At 71.7% G+C, this 16,584-nt stretch carries 16 protein-coding genes; 6 read left to right on the top strand and 10 right to left on the bottom strand.

The window, feature by feature from the left end; all coding sequences use genetic code 11:
- Positions 1 to 15 precede the first annotated feature (15 nt).
- The 3 genes from AC3IF3_RS07610 to AC3IF3_RS07600 form a co-directional block, all read right to left on the bottom strand.
- Positions 16 to 1,860 (bottom strand): hypothetical protein, encoded by a 1,845-nt coding sequence (locus AC3IF3_RS07610; RefSeq protein ID WP_489228075.1) that lies wholly within the window; start codon positions 1,858 to 1,860, stop codon positions 16 to 18.
- 78 nt (positions 1,861 to 1,938) lie between these two features.
- Entirely contained in the window at positions 1,939 to 2,313 is a 375-nt protein-coding gene (locus AC3IF3_RS07605) for a DUF3761 domain-containing protein (protein ID WP_489228074.1), read from the bottom strand.
- 9 nt (positions 2,314 to 2,322) lie between these two features.
- A complete protein-coding gene (locus AC3IF3_RS07600) occupies positions 2,323 to 2,520 on the bottom strand; it encodes a hypothetical protein (RefSeq protein ID WP_489228072.1) in 198 nt (65 codons plus the stop codon).
- 309 nt (positions 2,521 to 2,829) lie between these two features.
- Here AC3IF3_RS07600 and AC3IF3_RS07595 point away from each other — a divergent pair, with 309 nt between their 5' ends.
- Positions 2,830 to 4,002, top strand: a complete 1,173-nt coding sequence (locus tag AC3IF3_RS07595; protein WP_489228070.1) for a M20 aminoacylase family protein — start codon at positions 2,830 to 2,832, stop codon at positions 4,000 to 4,002.
- Positions 3,960 to 5,333 carry a chromate efflux transporter gene (gene chrA / locus AC3IF3_RS07590; RefSeq protein WP_489228068.1) on the top strand — a complete coding sequence of 458 codons (1,374 nt, stop codon included), beginning with the start codon at positions 3,960 to 3,962 and terminating at the stop codon, positions 5,331 to 5,333. Before AC3IF3_RS07595 ends, chrA begins: the two co-directional genes overlap by 43 nt.
- 8 nt (positions 5,334 to 5,341) lie before the next feature.
- Here the strand turns inward: chrA and AC3IF3_RS07585 are convergent, their stop codons facing one another.
- Positions 5,342 to 6,742, bottom strand: coding sequence for a leucyl aminopeptidase family protein (locus tag AC3IF3_RS07585; RefSeq protein WP_489228067.1), 1,401 nt, complete (start codon positions 6,740 to 6,742; stop codon positions 5,342 to 5,344).
- Between the two features lie 125 nt (positions 6,743 to 6,867).
- On the opposite strand from AC3IF3_RS07585, the gene AC3IF3_RS07580 reads away from it, so the two are divergent.
- The gene (locus AC3IF3_RS07580) at positions 6,868 to 7,677 is read left to right on the top strand and encodes a CDC27 family protein (RefSeq protein ID WP_489228066.1); all 810 of its coding nucleotides are present in this window, start codon (positions 6,868 to 6,870) and stop codon (positions 7,675 to 7,677) included.
- Positions 7,678 to 7,743: 66 nt separating this feature from the next.
- Here the strand turns inward: AC3IF3_RS07580 and AC3IF3_RS07575 are convergent, their stop codons facing one another.
- The 3 genes from AC3IF3_RS07575 to dnaK form a co-directional block, all read right to left on the bottom strand.
- Entirely contained in the window at positions 7,744 to 8,382 is a 639-nt protein-coding gene (locus AC3IF3_RS07575) for a class I SAM-dependent methyltransferase (RefSeq protein ID WP_489228064.1), read from the bottom strand.
- A 140-nt stretch (positions 8,383 to 8,522) separates the two neighbouring features.
- Positions 8,523 to 9,665 carry a molecular chaperone DnaJ gene (gene dnaJ / locus AC3IF3_RS07570; protein ID WP_489214948.1) on the bottom strand — a complete coding sequence of 381 codons (1,143 nt, stop codon included), beginning with the start codon at positions 9,663 to 9,665 and terminating at the stop codon, positions 8,523 to 8,525.
- A gap of 359 nt (positions 9,666 to 10,024) precedes the next feature.
- Positions 10,025 to 11,941, bottom strand: a complete 1,917-nt coding sequence (gene dnaK, locus AC3IF3_RS07565; protein ID WP_243971636.1) for a molecular chaperone DnaK — start codon at positions 11,939 to 11,941, stop codon at positions 10,025 to 10,027.
- Between the two features lie 393 nt (positions 11,942 to 12,334).
- Here dnaK and AC3IF3_RS07560 point away from each other — a divergent pair, with 393 nt between their 5' ends.
- Positions 12,335 to 13,327 (top strand): hypothetical protein, encoded by a 993-nt coding sequence (locus tag AC3IF3_RS07560; protein ID WP_489228062.1) that lies wholly within the window; start codon positions 12,335 to 12,337, stop codon positions 13,325 to 13,327.
- A gap of 4 nt (positions 13,328 to 13,331) precedes the next feature.
- Here AC3IF3_RS07560 and AC3IF3_RS07555 read toward each other — a convergent pair whose 3' ends face one another.
- On the bottom strand, positions 13,332 to 13,952 hold the full coding sequence (locus AC3IF3_RS07555) for a YqgE/AlgH family protein (RefSeq protein ID WP_243971633.1): 621 nt from the start codon (positions 13,950 to 13,952) through the stop codon (positions 13,332 to 13,334).
- Between the two features lie 172 nt (positions 13,953 to 14,124).
- On the opposite strand from AC3IF3_RS07555, the gene AC3IF3_RS07550 reads away from it, so the two are divergent.
- Both AC3IF3_RS07550 and AC3IF3_RS07545 read left to right on the top strand, forming a co-directional pair.
- Positions 14,125 to 14,403 (top strand): hypothetical protein, encoded by a 279-nt coding sequence (locus tag AC3IF3_RS07550; RefSeq protein ID WP_489228061.1) that lies wholly within the window; start codon positions 14,125 to 14,127, stop codon positions 14,401 to 14,403.
- A 105-nt stretch (positions 14,404 to 14,508) separates the two neighbouring features.
- A complete protein-coding gene (locus tag AC3IF3_RS07545) occupies positions 14,509 to 14,988 on the top strand; it encodes a peroxiredoxin (protein WP_243971698.1) in 480 nt (159 codons plus the stop codon).
- A 66-nt stretch (positions 14,989 to 15,054) separates the two neighbouring features.
- On the opposite strand, the gene AC3IF3_RS07540 is transcribed toward AC3IF3_RS07545, so the two are convergent.
- Both AC3IF3_RS07540 and AC3IF3_RS07535 read right to left on the bottom strand, forming a co-directional pair.
- Complete coding sequence (locus tag AC3IF3_RS07540) at positions 15,055 to 15,804, bottom strand: restriction endonuclease (RefSeq protein WP_489228059.1); 750 nt, start codon at positions 15,802 to 15,804, stop codon at positions 15,055 to 15,057.
- A 96-nt stretch (positions 15,805 to 15,900) separates the two neighbouring features.
- A complete protein-coding gene (locus AC3IF3_RS07535; RefSeq protein WP_489228057.1) occupies positions 15,901 to 16,314 on the bottom strand; it encodes a Ros/MucR family transcriptional regulator in 414 nt (137 codons plus the stop codon).
- Positions 16,315 to 16,584: the final 270 nt, after the last annotated feature.

Raw genomic sequence — 16,584 nt, 5'->3', positions numbered from 1 at the left:
CGGAAAACCCCCGGCTCAGTCGCCGCGGATGCGCCAGACCCTGAGCGCCGAACCGCCGGGCATGTCGCCGACCGGCGCGAGCCAGTCCGGGGCCGGTGCGGTGCCGCGGGCGAGGCTGGTGGCGAAGGGCTCGGGGCCGCCCGCCTCGGCCCCGTCGAGGGCGGATGTGCAGAGCAGCAGATAGTCGGCGCCGCGCTCCCGGGCGACCCGCCGCACGGTCGCCTGCGAACCCGCCGACGTCTCGATCGCGGCCCGCAACCCGACGCCGTTGCGGTGGTAGGGCGCCGCGACGACCGTGTGATGGGTCATCAGCAGGATGGCCGGCCCCAGATCGATCGCGCCGAGCACGAGCCCCGGCGGCAGGCGGTCGAGCGCCGCGTAGGCGGCCGGCGCGGTGCAGGCCTTCCAGTTCCCGTCGGCCTCCGTCTGCGCCCCGATGGCGGCCGGTGCCAGGAGGCGCCCGGGCTGCTCGGCGGCGATGGCCCAGACCTTCCCGAGCATCGTCAGGGCCACGACGATCAGGGCCAGCCGGTGCAGGCTCGACACGGGCCCCCGCAGCGCCAGGATGGCGCGGTCCAGGGCGATCGCCCCCATAAGCGGCACGAAGGCCCCCGCGATGTAGAGGCCCCGCGCCTGTCCGAGGGCGATCAGGGTGCCCGGGGCGATCAGCGTTGCCACGACGACGAAGAAGCGGCGGCGGTCCGGCGCCCGCTCGCGGATCGCCATCGCCCCGGCATAGAGGGCCGCCGCCACCAGGGGCGCGATGTTGGACAGGGCCACGTCCGGCTGGCTGCGCAGGATCTGCGGGAAGGCGCGCATCTCGTCGACCTGATCGAGCCAGGCGGTCCGCACGAGGGCATCCATGCCGGCGAACGGGCCGGCCAGGCAGGCCGGCGCGATCCCGGCGAACCCGGCCACCGTCGCCGCGCCGACGACGGCCGCCACGGCGCAGCGCCCGGTCCGGCCGACACCGCGGCCATCCGCCGCCAGGGCCGCGCCGCCGAGGATTGCCGCCCCCGCCGCGAGCAGGAGCCAGGGCGGGGACAGCGCGTCGCAGGCCGGGACGCCCCAGAGGGCCGGTGCCGTCTGCACGCCGAACAACAGGAGGCTCGCCCCGAACAGGCCGGCCCCGTACCCGGCGAGCATGCCGGAGGCGCGTTCCCCGTGGGCGATCCAGTCCGCCAGGAGCAGCAGCCCGGCCGCCGCGATGACCGGCACGGTCTCGAGGCCGATCGCCAGCGACAGGCCGGCGACGAGCCCGGCCGCGAGGCCCCGCCGCATCCGCCGGGCCGGATCGGCCAGCGGCAGGGCGATCGCCAGCATGGCGCAGAGCTGCGCGTTGTGGTGGTCGATCCGGCCGAAGCGGAAGACGTTCAGGAACACGGCGGTCTGGGGCGCGACGAACAGCACGAGCAGAGCCGCGCGCCAACCGAACAGCCGGCGCATGCCGAGGCCGGCGAGCACCCCGTAGAGGAGGAACAGCAGCGCCGGCCACAGGGAAACGGCGGCGGCCTCCGCCAGCGTGTCCCCGAGGAGGGGCGTGAGCGCCAGGACGAGGCCGGCGATCGGCAGGTCGATCAGGCGCGACCAGTGCGAGGCGATCCCCGCCGGGGGCAGCATCCGGTGCTGCACGCTGTCGAACCAGCCCTGGCCGGCCAGGAGGTCGCGCACGCCGACGAGGCGCATCATGTCGTCGGTATCGGGCAGCCGCAGCCCGTCGACGATCGGCGCGAGGCCGCGCGGATCGTAGAGGCCGAACAGGGCGACCAGGGCCAGCGCGACCAGGACGGCCGGGCTGTCGAAGGGCGAACGCCCCGCCCCCGCGCGGCGGACGGGCGGCGTTCCGACAAGGCTGGTCATTCAGGGGTCCCGGGCTCGGCGGCATGGTCGCATCACGGGCTTACCGGGTCGTGAAGCGGGCAGCGCCGGATCGGACCCCTACCGCGCCAAGGCGAGGCGATACGGCCACGATCCAGTCCCTTCGCCACCGGGGAACGGTGCGAGGCTGCCGCTGTCCCAGCGCTCTACACCGCCGTGGCGTGAGCAGGTGCCGCTGCGCGTATGACTGAAGCTCCAAGTGCCGTCCCGGCACTTGGCCGAGGCGCCCTCCGGCTTGGTGCCGTCCACGGGCTTGGCCGGTCCATGAACGTCGCAGCCGTCACGCCGGCTGCGATACTGTTGATGGCTTTCCAGCCTGGATTCGTCCGGCTGGAAGCATGCGCGCGCGAGCGCGACGTCCGGGGCGAGGGGGGCCATCCAGGCGGGTGCGAACAGCCCCGCCAGGGCGAGGGCAGCGCTCGGACGGACGCGCATCGAAGCGCCTCAATCCCGGAAGAAGCGGCCGGCGACGTAGTGCCGCCCACGACGGTTGGTCCGCCATTCCGAACGCGGATGGCAGTGCCGCGGGTGGCCATGGCAGCCCCTGGCGTTGAGCATTCCCGGCGTCGCCGAAGCCGGCGCAGCGGGGAGCAGCACCGGTGCTGCGAGAGAAAGAAGAAACAGCAGCACGGCCCGGCGCATGAATGCATCCTCAAGTTGAGGATCGCGACCCTATCGCGCCTTGACCACAAGTCGAGTCTATCGGAATGCGTAGCGCACTGGTTGAGGTATCAACGCAAAGGCGTCCGGCTTCCGAACGCGCATCGGGCAGTCGGCGCAGGCGAGCCAGCGCGTTTCCGCCGGGTCGAGGCCATGCAGGTCAGCACCGCGCGGTCCGTGCCGGAGGCCCTGATCCCCGAGCACGAGACCGTAAGCGCGACCGTTGACGGCGGCTCTGGCCCCGGCTTTGCTGCTCCTGCCGAGACCCGAAGGCGTTGAGAGCCCAGAGCCATGCCCGTCCTCGAACGGATCCGCGACTTCGCCGGCACGATGCAGGCGTGGCGGCACGACCTGCACGCCCATCCCGAACTCCTCTACGACGTCGAGCGCACGGCGGGGTTCGTGGCCGACCGCCTCCGGGCGTTCGGCTGCGACGAGGTGGTGACCGGCATCGGCCGCACCGGGGTGGTGGGCGTGATCCGCGGGCGCGGCCGGTCGTCCAACCGCGCCATCGGCCTGCGGGCCGACATGGACGCGCTGCCGATCCAGGAGGTGCGCGATCTGCCCTACCGCTCCACCGTGCCGGGCAAGATGCACGCCTGCGGCCATGACGGGCACACGGCCATGCTGCTCGGGGCCGCCAAGTACCTCGCCGAGACCCGCGATTTCGACGGCGCCGCCGTGCTGATCTTCCAGCCGGCCGAGGAAGGCGGCGGCGGCGGCGACGCCATGGTCGAGGACGGGCTGATGGAGCGGTTCGGCATCGAGTCGGTCTACGGGATGCACAACATCCCCGGGATGGCGGTCGGCACCTTCGCGATCCGGCCGGGCCCGATCATGGCCTCGACCGACCGCTTCACCCTCATCATCGAGGGCCGGGGCGGCCACGCCGCGCTGCCGCAGAACGCCGTCGACAGCGTGCTGGTCGCCAGCCACGTGATCATCGCCCTGCAGAGCATCGTGTCGCGCAACCTCGACCCGTTGCAGTCGGCGGTGGTCTCGGTCTGCGCGCTCGATGCCGGGGAGGCGTTCAACGTGCTGCCGCAGACGGTGACCATGCGGGGGACGATGCGCACGCTCTCGCAGGCGGTGCGGGCGCAGATCAGGGGACGCATCGAGACGCTCGTGACGGAGGTGGCGGCGGCCTTCGGCGCCACCGGCGTCACCGAGTTCGGCAGCAGCTATCCGGTCACCGAGAACCACCCGGCCGAGACGGACTTCATGGCCGATGTCGCGGAGGCGCTGGTCGGCGGGGAGAACGTCGACAGGGCCGTGGCGCCGATGATGACCGCCGAGGACTTCTCGTACATGCTCGGCCGCCGCCCCGGCGCCTACATGTTCATCGGCAACGGCGACAGTGCCTCGCTCCATCACCCGCATTACGACTTCAACGACGCGGCCGCGCCCTACGGAGCCTCCCTGTGGGCGCGCCTGATCGAGACCGGGCTGCCGCTGACGGCCTGAGCGCCGCGCCGAGCCTCGCCGGGACCGTCCCGGTCTGGCTGCGGGTGGCGGCCCTGTCGTTCGGCGGACCCGCCGGCCAGATCGCCGTGATGCACCGGATCCTGGTGGAGGAGCGGCGCTGGATCTCCGAGCGGCGCTTCCTCCATGGGCTCGGCTTCTGCACGCTCCTGCCCGGGCCGGAGGCGCAGCAGCTCGCGACCTATATCGGATGGCTGATGCACGGGCCGGCGGGTGGGCTCGTCGCGGGCGGCCTGTTCGTGCTGCCGGGCCTCCTCGCCCTGATGGGCCTGAGCTGGCTCTACGTGCTGTACGGCCATGTCGACGCCGTCGCCGGCCTGTTCTTCGGCCTCAAGGCGGCGGTGCTGGCGATCGTGCTCCACGCCCTCTGGCGCCTTGGAGGCCGCGCCCTGCGCCGCCGGACCGACCGGATCGTCGCGCTCTCGGCGTTCCTCGCGCTGTTCGTGCTGGCGGTGCCGTTTCCACTGGTGGTGATCGCCGCGGGCCTCGCGGGCCTCGCCCGCCGCCGCGGTGCCGATCCGGTCGCCGCCGATCCGGGCGCCGACGAGGCCGGCTTCCGCGTCGGCGCGGCGATGCTGCCGCGGGAGCGCGTCGGCGCGGCGGTCTCGCTGCGCATGGCTGCGCTGTGGCTCGCGATCTGGCTGCTGCCGGTGGCGGCGCTGCTGGTCCTGCCCGGCGTGCCGCCGGTCTTCGGGCGGGTGGCGCTGTTCTTCTCCAAGATGGCCCTCGTGACCTTCGGCGGCGCCTACGCGGCGCTCGCCTACGTCGCGCAGCAGGCGGTGGAGCAATACGGCTGGCTGAAGCCCGGCGAGATGCTCGACGGGCTCGGCCTCGCCGAGACGACCCCCGGCCCGCTGATCATGGTGCTCCAGTTCGTCGGCTTTCTGGCCGGGTTTCGCGCCCCCGGCGCCCTGCCGCCGTTGCTGGCCGGGACGCTCGCCGGGCTCCTCACCACCTGGGTCACCTTCGTGCCCTGCTTCCTCTGGATTTTCGCCGGCGCCCCGCTGATCGGGCGCCTGCGCGGCAGCCGCCGCCTCGCGGGGGCGCTCTCGGCCATCACCGCCGCGGTGGCGGGCGTGATCCTGAACCTCGCGGTCTGGTTCGGGCTGCGGACGCTGTTCCGGCAGGTCGAGACAGTGCCGCTCGGTCCGCTGCGCCTCGATTGGCCGGTGCCGGGAAGCCTCGATCCGGCGGCCCTGCTGCTGACGCTGGCGGCGATCCTCGCGGTCTTCCGGTTCGGGCTCGGTACGCTGCCGGTCCTGGCGCTCTGCGCCGGCGCCGGGGTCCTCCTGCGGCAGGCGGGATTCGGCTGACGCCGCGGTCAGGCCCCGTAGCGCGCCTTGAGCAGAGCGTAGGTGAGCCGCGCGGTCTGGACCTCGCCGCCCTCCGGACGTCCGGGCTTGGCGGAGGGGTTCCAGCCATAGAGGTCGAAATGGCCGTGCGCCTTCATGTTCGGCGCGAAGCGGCGCAGGAACAGGGCCGCGGTGATCGCCCCGGCGAACGGGCCGCCGGAGACGTTGTTCAGGTCGGCGATCTTGGACTCCAGCAGGCTCGCGTAGGGGGCGTGCAGCGGCATCCGCCAGACGGGGTCGATGGCGCGCCGGCCGGCCTCGGCGACGGAACCGGCCAGGGCCTCGTCCTCGGTGAAGAAGGCCGGCAGGTCCGGCCCCAGCGCCACCCGGGCCGCGCCGGTCAGCGTCGAATAGTCGAGGAGCAGCTCCGGGTTCTCCGCCTCGGCCAGCGTCAGCGCGTCGGCGAGGATCAGCCGGCCCTCTGCGTCGGTGTTGCCGATCTCGACGCTGAGCCCGGCCCGGCTCGCCAGGACGTCGCCCGGGCGGAAGGCGTCGCCCGCCACCGCGTTCTCCACCGCGGGGATCAGCACCCGCAGGCGCACCCGGAGCCCGGCGCCCATGATCATGTCGGCGGCCGCGAGGGCGGCTGCGGCCCCGCCCATGTCCTTCTTCATCAGCAGCATCGCGGCGGACGGCTTGAGGTCGAGCCCGCCCGTGTCGAAGGCGACGCCCTTGCCCACCAGGGTCACCCGCGGCGCCGCCGCCTCGCCCCAGGTCAGGTCGATCAGCCGCGGCGCCCGGGGCGAGGCGACGCCGACCGCGTGGATCAGGGGGAACTCCCTGGCCAGCGCGTCGCCCTGCGTGACGGCGACGGAGGCGCCGTGGCGTTCCCCGAGCGCCCGGGCGGCCGCCTCGATCTCGGCGGGGCCCATGGCGTTGGCGGGCGTGTTGATGAGGTCGCGGCCGAGCGCCACCGCTGCGGCGATCCGCTCCACTTCGGCCACGTCGATGCCAGCCGGCGCCGCGAGCCGCGCCTTGGTGCCCCCGCCGGACCGGTAGCGGCCGAAGCGGTAGCTCCCCATCAGCCAGGCCAGGGCGGCCTCGGCGGGCTCGGGGGCGCCCTCCAGGCGGAAGCTGCCCTCCGGCAACAGGCCGGGCAGCTTGCCGACGAGCAACCGGTCATAGGCCGCGGCCTCCGGATCGCCGAGGCCGAACAGTACCCGCGCGAGGCTTCCGTCCGGTCCGGGCAGCAGGGCGAGGCGTCCCGCCTTCGGCTCGAAGCCGGTCGCCTGCGCGAAGGTGCGCTGGGCGGGGTCCAGGGCGGCCTGCGCCGCGGCCCAGGATCCGGCGGTGATCAGGGTCACCGGCACGGCGGGCGCGTCGCCGGGCAGCAGGGCGGGCGTCGTCGCCTGGGTCTCGGCCTGGATCATGTGCCCCTCGCGCGCCGCGGCGGGTGCGGCTTAACCGGTGGTTAGGGTTAACGCTCTATCACCGTCCGGCCGGAGGGGTGAAGCGCGGGCCAGAGCCCCCGGCCCATCCGGAGGCGGAGCGACCCATGATGACGGCCCTGTTCCGGATCGCCCGACACGAGGTTCGCGCCGGACGCCGCGCCGCCCTGGCTCTGGCCCTGGTCGGCCTCGGTCTCGCCGGCTGCAACACCTCCGGGCCCGAGACCACCGGCTCGATCGGCGCAGTCGGCAACCGCCCCGCGGCGCCGCACCAGAATCTCGAGGCCCTGGCCGAGCGCTACAACGCCGATCCCGCCGACGGCCGCGCGGCCCTGGCCTATGCCCGCGCCCTGCGGGCCAACGACCAGATCAGCCAGGCCTCGGCGGTGCTGCAGCAGGCGGCCCTGCGCAACCCGCGCGACACGTTCCTGCTCGGCGCCTACGGCAAGTCGCTGGTCGAGGTCGGGCGCTACCGGGAGGCGATCGACGTGCTCGCCAACGCCCATTCCCCGGCCGCACCCGATTGGCGCATCCTGTCGGCGCAGGGCTCAGCCTCCGCGCAGCTCGGCGATCAGGTGCGCGCGCAGGGCTTCTACGAGGCCGCCCTCAAGATCCGGCCGAACGAACCCTCGCTGCTGTCGAATCTCGGCCTGTCCTACGCGCTCTCGCGCAACCTCGACCAGGCCGAGCAGACCTTGCGGCTCGCTGGCGACCAGCCCGGTGCCGATGCCCGCGTGCGGGCCAATCTCGCCCTGGTGCTCGGGCTGAAGGGCCGCTTCGCCGATGCCGAGGCGGTGCTGCGCCGGGATATGCCCCCCCCGGAAGCCGCCGCCAACGTCGCAGCCCTGCGCAAGCTCGCCGCGCAGCCGAACCGGTTCAAGGCGCTCACCGGCGCCGGGGTGCCGGAGCAGGGCTGAAGCCGCGGCCGAGCCTGGCGGCGGTGCAGCCTGACGCGCGTTTGGACGCGCGCGCCGCGTTCAGGCTCAGGGCCGGCGGTAGACCCAGACCCGCGCGGGCGGCAGGTTCAGCCAGACCCGGTTGGAGCGGTCGGCCGTGTAGCTGCCGGCCTCGCACCGGGCCGGGATCGGCGGCACCACCGCGTAGGTGAACTGCACGAAGGGCGCGCCCGGCTGCATCAGGTCGTGGGCGGTGTTGAGCAGGTCGAGCCGCTGCTCCAGCGGCTTGGTGAACAGCGGCAGGCTCGAGATCGTGGCGGCGGCCGGCTGTGCCAGCACGTCCCTGAGGCTCGCCCGCATGTCGTAGGCATCGCCCCGGATCACCGTCACGCCGGGGAAGCGGCGGGTCAGGAGGCTGCAGAAATCGGGGTTGAACTCGACCAGGATCAGGCGCTCGGGCGCGACACCGCGCCGGATCAGCGCCTCGGTGACCGGACCGGTGCCGGGGCCGAGCTCGACCACCGGCCCGTCCCGACGGGGATCGACGTAGGACGCCATGGTGCGGGCGAGCATCTTGCCCGACGGCGTCACCGCGCCGGTGACCAGCGGGCGCTCCAGCCAGGAGCGCAGGAACCGGGCCTCGTCCTCCAGGGGGTCGCGCCGCGGCCCGAAAATCGCGCTCCGGGTGGCAGGAGCCTTCGCGGTGGAACGGCGGAGCGGCGGCAAGTCCTGGATTCCTCGAGCCCGGATGGGAATGAAAGTTCCGATAGGTCGCTGTCTTACAGTCAAGCTGGGACGGCGCCTAGGGTACGCAAGCCACGCCGGGGCCGTATGCATAACGGGCCACCGGGGTTTCGGATCCGGCCTTACGGACGGACCGCACCCCCGAAGAAGTCCCGCACCTTCGAGAAGAAGCCCGCCGATTCCGGGTGGTTCTCCGGCGAGGCCGACTGATCGAATTCCTGCAGGAGTTCGCGCTGGCGCTTGGTCAGGTTCTGCGGGGTCTCGACGAAGACCTGGATGTAGAGGTCGCCGACCTCCCGGGCGCGGAGCACCGGCATGCCCTTGCCCTTGATCCGGAACTGCTTGGCGGTCTGCGTGCCCGCAGGGATCCGGACCTGGGTCTGCGTGCCGTCGATCACCGGCACGGTGATCTCGCCCGCGAGGGCGGCGGTGACCATCGAGATCGGCACCCGGCAGAACAGGTCGGCGCCGTCGCGCTGGAAGAACTCGTGCTGCTTGATCGACAGGAAGACGTAGAGATCCCCCGGCGGGCCGCCGCGCAGCCCGCTCTCGCCCTCGCCGGCGAGCCGGATCCGCAGGCCGTCATCGACCCCGGCCGGCACGTTGATCGAGAGCGTGCGCTCGCGGTTGACCCGGCCCGCGCCCTGACAGGCGGTGCAGGGATCGTCCACGATCTCGCCGCGGCCGTGGCAGTTCGGGCAGGTGCGCTCGATGGCGAAGAAGCCCTGCGCGGCCCGCACCCGGCCGTAGCCCGCGCAGGTCTGGCAGGTCCGCGGCTTCGAGCCGGGCTTGGCGCCGGACCCGTCGCAGGCCTCGCAGGTGATCGAGGTCGGGATCCGGATGGTCTCGGCCTTGCCCGCGTAGGCCTCCTCCAGGGTGATCTCGAGGTTGTAGCGCAGGTCGGCCCCGCGCTCGCGGCCTGGGGCGCCGCCCCGTCCCCGGGGGGCGGCGCCGCCGCGCCCGTCGCCGAAGAAATTGTCGAAGATGTCCGACATGAAGTCGCCGAACTCGTTGCCGAATCCGGGTCCGCCGCCGCCCTGGCTGAAGGCCGCGTGGCCGAAGCGGTCGTAGGCGCCGCGCTTCTGCCCGTCGGAGAGGCACTGATAGGCCTCGTTGATCTCCTTGAACTTGATCTCGGCGTCCTTGTCGCCGGGATTGCGGTCGGGATGATAGGTCATCGCGAGCTTGCGGAAGGCGACCTTCAGTTCGCTCTCCGTGGCGGTCTTGGTGACCCCCAGGATCTCGTAATAGTCCCGTTTCGACATCCCACCCCGTCTCCGGACAATCTTGAGCGCCGCTGCGTCCCGAAGCGCCGCCCGCTTGGTCCACCGCGGCCTGGCCAGGATGCGATCACGCGCAGGCTGACCGGACTGACGCACCGTCGCGCTCTAGCGCATCGGACCGGATACCGGAACCGGCCCGGCGCGCTAGCTTTCAGCTCGGCATCGTCTTTTCCGAAAGCCGGCAGCCACCTTACGGGACGATGCTGTAGCACGGGCCGGACGTCCCCCGCGGCCCGGTCGGGGCATTCTCAGATGCTCCGCGGCGGCCGCGCAACGGCGCCCGTCAAGCAAAGGCGGGGCCGGATCGCTCCGGCCCCGCGCCTCCGTCTCGGACCCGCGCCTCAGGCGCGCTTCTTCTGGTCCTTGTCGTCGACCTCCTGGAAGTCGGCGTCGATGACGTCGTCCTTCTTCTCGGCCCCGTGCGCCTCGGCGCCGGCCTCGGGGCCGCCCGCTTGGTTGGCGGCGTACATGGCCTCGCCGAGCTTCATCGAGGCCTGCATCAGGTCCGTGGTCCGGGCCTTGATGGTCTCGACATCCTCGCCCTCGAGCGCGGTCTTGAGCGCGGTCATCGCGGTCTCGATCGCGCCCTTGTCGGCGGCCGGGACCTTGTCGCCGTACTCGGTGACCGACTTCTCGGTGGCGTGGACCAGGCTCTCGCCCTGGTTCTTCACCTCGACGAGTTCACGCCGCTTCTTGTCGGCCTCGGCATTGGCCTCGGCGTCCTTCACCATCCGGTCGATATCGGCATCCGAGAGGCCGCCCGAGGCCTGGATGCGGATCTGGTGCTCCTTGTTGGTCGCCTTGTCCTTGGCCGTCACGTTGACGATGCCGTTGGCGTCGATGTCGAAGGTCACCTCGATCTGCGGCATGCCGCGGGGGGCCGGCGGGATGCCGACGAGGTCGAACTGGCCGAGCAGCTTGTTGTCGGCCGCCATCTCGCGCTCGCCCTGGAAGACCCGGATCGTCACCGCGTTCTGATTGTCCTCGGCGGTGGAGAAGGTCTGGGACTTCTTGGTCGGGATCGTGGTGTTGCGGTCGATGAGCCGGGTGAACACGCCGCCCAGCGTCTCGATGCCGAGGGACAGCGGGGTCACGTCGAGGAGCAGCACGTCCTTGACGTCGCCCTGGAGCACGCCCGCCTGCACGGCGGCGCCGATGGCCACGACCTCATCCGGGTTGACGCCCTTATGGGGCTCCTTGCCGAAGAAGGACTTCACCACCTCCTGGATCTTGGGCATGCGGATCATGCCGCCGACCAGCACCACCTCGTCGATCTCGGCGGCCGAGACACCCGCGTCCTTGAGCGCCTTGCGGCAGGGCTCGATGGTCCGCTGCACCAGATCGTCGACCAGGGACTCGAACTTCGCCCGGCTGAGCTTCAGCGCGAGGTGCTTCGGGCCGGTCTGATCGGCGGTGATGTAGGGCAGGTTGATCTCGGTCTGGGTGGCCGAGGACAGCTCGATCTTGGCCTTCTCGGCGGCCTCCTTGAGGCGCTGAAGGGCGAGCTTGTCCTTGGTCAGGTCGATGCCCTGCTCCTTCTTGAACTCGGCCGTCAGGTACTCGACGATCCGATTGTCGAAGTCCTCGCCGCCCAGGAAGGTGTCGCCGTTCGTGGACTTCACCTCGAACACGCCGTCGCCGATCTCGAGGATCGACACGTCGAAGGTGCCGCCGCCGAGGTCGTAGACCGCGATGGTGCCGGCCTTCTTCTTGTCGAGGCCGTAGGCGAGCGCCGCCGCGGTCGGCTCGTTGATGATGCGCAGCACCTCGAGGCCGGCGATCTTGCCGGCATCCTTGGTCGCCTGGCGCTGCGCGTCGTTGAAGTAGGCCGGGACCGTGATGACCGCCTGCGTGACCGGCTGGCCGAGATGCGACTCCGCGGTCTCCTTCATCTTCTGCAGCGTGAAGGCGGAGATCTGCGAGGGCGAATACTTCTTGCCGTCGGCCTCGACCCAGGCGTCGCCGTTGTCGCCGCGGGCGATCGTGTAGGGCACGAGGCCCTTGTCCTTCTGGGTCATCGGGTCGTCGTAGGTGCGGCCGACGAGACGCTTGATGGCGAAGAACGTGCGCTCAGGGTTCGTGACCGCCTGGCGCTTGGCCGGCTGGCCGACGAGCCGCTCGCCGTCATCCGTGAAGGCGACGATCGACGGCGTGGTGCGGGCGCCTTCCGAATTCTCAATGACCTTGGGCTGCGTGCCTTCCATGACGGCCACGCAGGAATTGGTGGTGCCCAGGTCGATACCGATAACTTTACCCATGGCGGGATCCCTCTTTTCGTCGCGTTCAAGCAGACCGCCGAGCCCCGAAGCAGCTCGGCCCATGGCGGTGTCCGGGAGTGATGTGAGTATGGGACCCGGGCCGGATCAAGGGCCGTGAACGGCTGAAACCCAGCGCGCAATCCCGCGTCGAGGGCGATATAAGAAGCCCGCCACGGGCTCGCAAGGCGAAGCCTCCCCGTCCGCGCCGACGGCGGGCTTCCCCGCTATGCTGCTGTATGCAAAGCTGAATCTTTCCCGATACGGCCGTTCCGCCGGGTGGCGTGGTTGTATTTTGTTGCTTTGCTGCCACGTCCGCGCCCTCGACGGCGTGTTAACGGTTCGACAAGGGGTTGAGCGTGGCCCCGCCACTTCGTGTCCCCATCGTAGAGTCCGATGCGCCCGACCCGCAGCCTCCTGCTCCCCGTCCTGGCGCTCGCCGTCGCGGCTCCCGCCCTGCTCGCCGCCCCGCCGGCGCGGGCGCAGAACTTCTTCGAGCGGCTGTTCGGCATCAAGCCCGACCGCCCGCCGGTGCCGCCCCGGGGCCTGCCCGAGGCGCCGCCGCCGGCCCCGGCTGCCCCCGGTGAGCCGGGCCAGCCCCCGGCGGCCGAGGCGCCGCGGCCCGCACCGGTCCCGGCCCGCCCGATCGTACTCAAGACCCCGTCCGAAGACAGCGTGCTCGGACAGGACCTCCAGCTCAACGGAACCTCCGGTTCCCTGAAGCTGGAGCGGTCGGGCAGCGCCGTCACGGCCCGGATCACCCTGCCGGGGACCAGGATCTCGCAGCCGGCCGAATCCTGCACGGTGCCGCTCGCCGGGGGCAATCCCGTCCCCCTGAGCGCTGAAGGCAAGCCCGACGGGGTGCCGCGCTTCGAGGCGGCCGGAGCGGAGTGTCCGCTGCGCTTCGACGTGACCGAGGGCGCCGTCCTGGTCTCGACGACGGGCTCGGGTCCGACCTGCACCTTCTCGGCCGCCGATTGCGCCACGACCCCGGTCGGCCTGTGGGGACCGGCCCCCGCCACCCTGCTTCCGCGGGCCGGCGAGTTCGACACGGCCCGGGGCGTCGCCGACAAGGCGGTGCGCGACAATTACAAGCTCATGACCCAGCGCGCCCGGCGCGAGGACGTGCGGCCGATCGTGAGCGAGCAGGCGGCCTTCTCGGCCGACCGGGAGCAGTTCTGCCGCAGCTACGCCCGCGAGGGCACCCACGGCTTCTGCCATCTGCGGTTCACCGAGAACCGGGCCCTGGCGCTCGCCACCCGGCTCGGCGCCAACACGGCGGTGCCCACCGCGGCCGCGGCCCCGCGCAGGTCCCGGCCGAAGCCCGCCACGGAGCCCGCCGTCGATGGGATGAACCCGGACACGGCCGGCGGGATGCCGCCGGAATAGGGGCTCAGGCCCGGCCGGCCGTCATCGACAGCATGGCCGGGTCGATGCCGTTGGTCCGCAGGGCACGCTCGTATTTGGCGTCGAGATTCGTGTTGAAGATCAGCTCGGGGTCGGCCGGGCAGTTGAGCCAGCCGTTGGCCATGATCTCGCTCTCGAGCTGCCCCGCCTGCCAGCCGGCATAGCCCAGAGCCAGCACGGCGCTGGCCGGCCCCTCGCCGCTGGCGATGGCGCGCAGGATCTCGACGGTCGCGGTCAGGCAGATGCCGTCGTCGATGATCAGCGTCGATTGCTGGATGTGGAAATCGTCGGTGTGGAGCACGAAGCCGCGCCGCCCCTCCACGGGGCCGCCCATCAGGACCGGCATGTGCCCGACCCGCTCCCGGAGGCGGATCGCATCCGCCTCCGGGCAGACGTCGAGCTGGACCAGCAGGTCCGGCATGCTGATGTCGGTGGCCGCCTTGTTGACGATGATGCCCATCGCGCCGTCCGCCGAGTGCGCGCAGACGTAGATCACCGAGCGGGCGAAGCGCTCGTCGGCCATCCCGGGCATCGCCACGAGGAACTGGCCGTCGAGGAAGCTCGGGCCGGTGAGCGTGGACTGCACGGGCGACGCTGGGTTCGACATGCGCGTATGCTACGCGGCCCCCTCGCCTTGTCCAGCGGACAAAGCGCGCGGGATGCCGGCCGGGCAGGGCCCGAAAGACGCTGTCGAATCTGCGGGCGGACCGCTACACTGCGCCGCTCTCACGCCGGAGATCGTTCGTGAGCCTGATGACGCTGTGAACGGAGCCGCTCCGATGGCGGATGCTGGATACCCTGCTGCCTTCGACATCGAGGCCCAGCGTGCCCAAATCCAGCGGGCGCAGGAGGAGACGAACAAGTTCGTCGCCGAGCAGCACAAGCTCATGGCCGAAGCGGCCAAGCTGGCCGCGGAGCAGCTCAAGATGTCGGCTGAAGCCGCCAAGCTCGGCCGCGACCGGGCCCTAGCGCCCTGGCAGGTCGCGCTCTCGGGCATGGCCGCAGGCGCGGCCTTCTTCGGCGCCGGCGCCGCCTTCATCAAGCTCCTGGGGGCCTGACCGCAGCGGCGCAGCCCCCGTCCTCGACAGGCCCCGCCCGCCACGCTAGGTCAGGCGCGATTGTCCAGCGCGCGATCCGAGCGCGCGTCAATGAAGGGACCCGCGATGATCCAGGTCGGCGACCACCTGCCCCAGGCGACCTTCCGGGTGATTGGCCCCGAGGGCCCGATCGCCCGCACCACCGACGACGTGTTCAAGGGGCGACGCGTGGTCCTGATCGGCGTCCCGGGCGCCTTCACGCCGAGCTGCCACCGCAACCACCTGCCGGGCTTCGTCACCCACAAGGACGCGATCCTCGGCCGCGGCGTCGACGCCATCGCGGTGACGAGCGTCAACGACGTGTTCGTGCTCGACGCGTGGTCGAAGGCGAGCGGTGCCGAGGGCCTGGAGTTCCTGGCCGACGGCAACGCCGACTTCGCCAAGGCCATCGGCCTGGAGATGGACGGCACCGGCTTCGGTCTCGGGATGCGCTCGAAGCGCTACGCGATGCTGGTCGAGGACGGGATCGTACGGGTTCTGAACATCGAGGAGACGCCCTCGAAGGCCGAGATCTCCGGCGCCGAGGCCCTGCTGAAGGTGCTCTGAGCGCGGTTTTCGGGCTCGGCTTCCCGGCGGCGGCGAGCGCCGTCCCGGTCGGCTCGCCCGCGACCCTCACGCCTCCGCGAGGTCGATCGCGTCGAGTCCGGCGTGATGCAGGAGCAGCACGCCGGTCGCGGCCGCGAGCCGGCGCGCGGCCGGCGTGAAGCCGGCGTTCGAGACCACCGCGGCGCGGTCGCCCGCCCAGTAGCGCTGAGCCGCAGCTGCCTCCTGCACGGCGGCGTTGCCCACGGGCTTCGTCAGGCGCTTGCACTGGACGATCAGGCGCCGGCCGTCGCGGATCGCCACGATGTCGGCGCCCTGGTCGCCGCTCGCCGGGGTCCGGTGCGCCCGCCACCCCGCCCGGGCGAGGCGCTCGGCGCAGTAGCGCTCGTAGTCGAGGCCGTCCACCGGCGCGTCGTCCTCCTCCGGCAGGGCGATCGCGGCCGCCTCGGCCTCGACGATCGCCAGCATCCGCTCCCGCTCCGCGACGGCGAGGTCGGCGTCGCGGGCACCGATCTGCGGGATCACCGTGCGGTCGAGGAAGTAGTCGCGCTCGCGCAGCCAGCCGTCGGTGATCCAGTTGCCGTAGGCGTCGCGAAACCGCTCCTGCCGCCGCCGCAGGGCCAGGGTCTCCCCGTGCGCCCGGGCGATCCGCCGGACCCGGGCCCGGAAGCGGCGCGGCCGGCCGAGATGGCGCAGCAGCACGCAGGCCAGGGCGAGCCCCGTGGCCGCGAGGGCGGGGGCGCCGTACCAGAGCCCGAACGGACAGCCGATCACGGCCGTCCAGAACAGGCGGGCGACGGGACTGGGCTTGCCGGGCATCGGATCTCGGGGCGCGGACGGGTCACAGACCCTCGCAAGGCGCCCTTGCCCGATGCCTAACCACGGCCGGAAAGTTGTGGATGCGCGGGGGCGCCCTCAGCCCTTCCGGCGCTGGTGGCCGAGGCCCATGCTCTTGGCGAGGCTGGACCGGGCCGCGGCGTAGTTCGGCGCGACCATCGGATAGTCGGCCGCCAGCCCCCATTTCTGCCGGTACTCGTCGGGCGTCAGGTTGTAGTGCGTCCGCAGGTGGCGCTTCAGGGATTTGAACTTCTTCCCGTCCTCCAGGCAGACGATGAAGTCGGCCTGGACCGAGCGGCGGACCGAGACGGCGGGCCGCAGGTCCTCGGCCGGCGCCGACGCGGGCTGGCTGATGGAATGCAGAGCGGCGTGAACCGCGGCGATCAGCCCGGGCAGTTCCGGTGCGGGCACCGGATTGTTGCTCACGAAGGCCGACACGATGTCGACTGAAAGCGTGAGAAAATCCGTCTGCCCTTCGACCGTGGAATCCATTCCTCAAACCTCCTGGCGATCCCGGGCTCGCGCGGTCACACGACGCTAAAGATCGGAATCTGTTTCCATCCCGCCTGTTGTCGGCAGTTGAGGCGCATCTACTATTGTGATGCGACTTTTATGGCAAGAACAAATTACACATCGCCATAGCGGGCGTTCTAGCGAGGATAAAGGGTGACGGATATTTGATCTGCCTGGTGCTCGCAAGCCGGCCGGGCGGCGGAGGATCGCGCCGGGACTGTTCCGGGATAATGGGGCGTTGCCTGGGCG

The sequence above is a fragment of the Methylobacterium sp. J-118 genome, assembly GCF_057836565.1.
The sequence above is the reverse complement of the archived record's forward strand: the minus strand, read 5'-3'. Positions and strand labels throughout refer to the sequence as shown.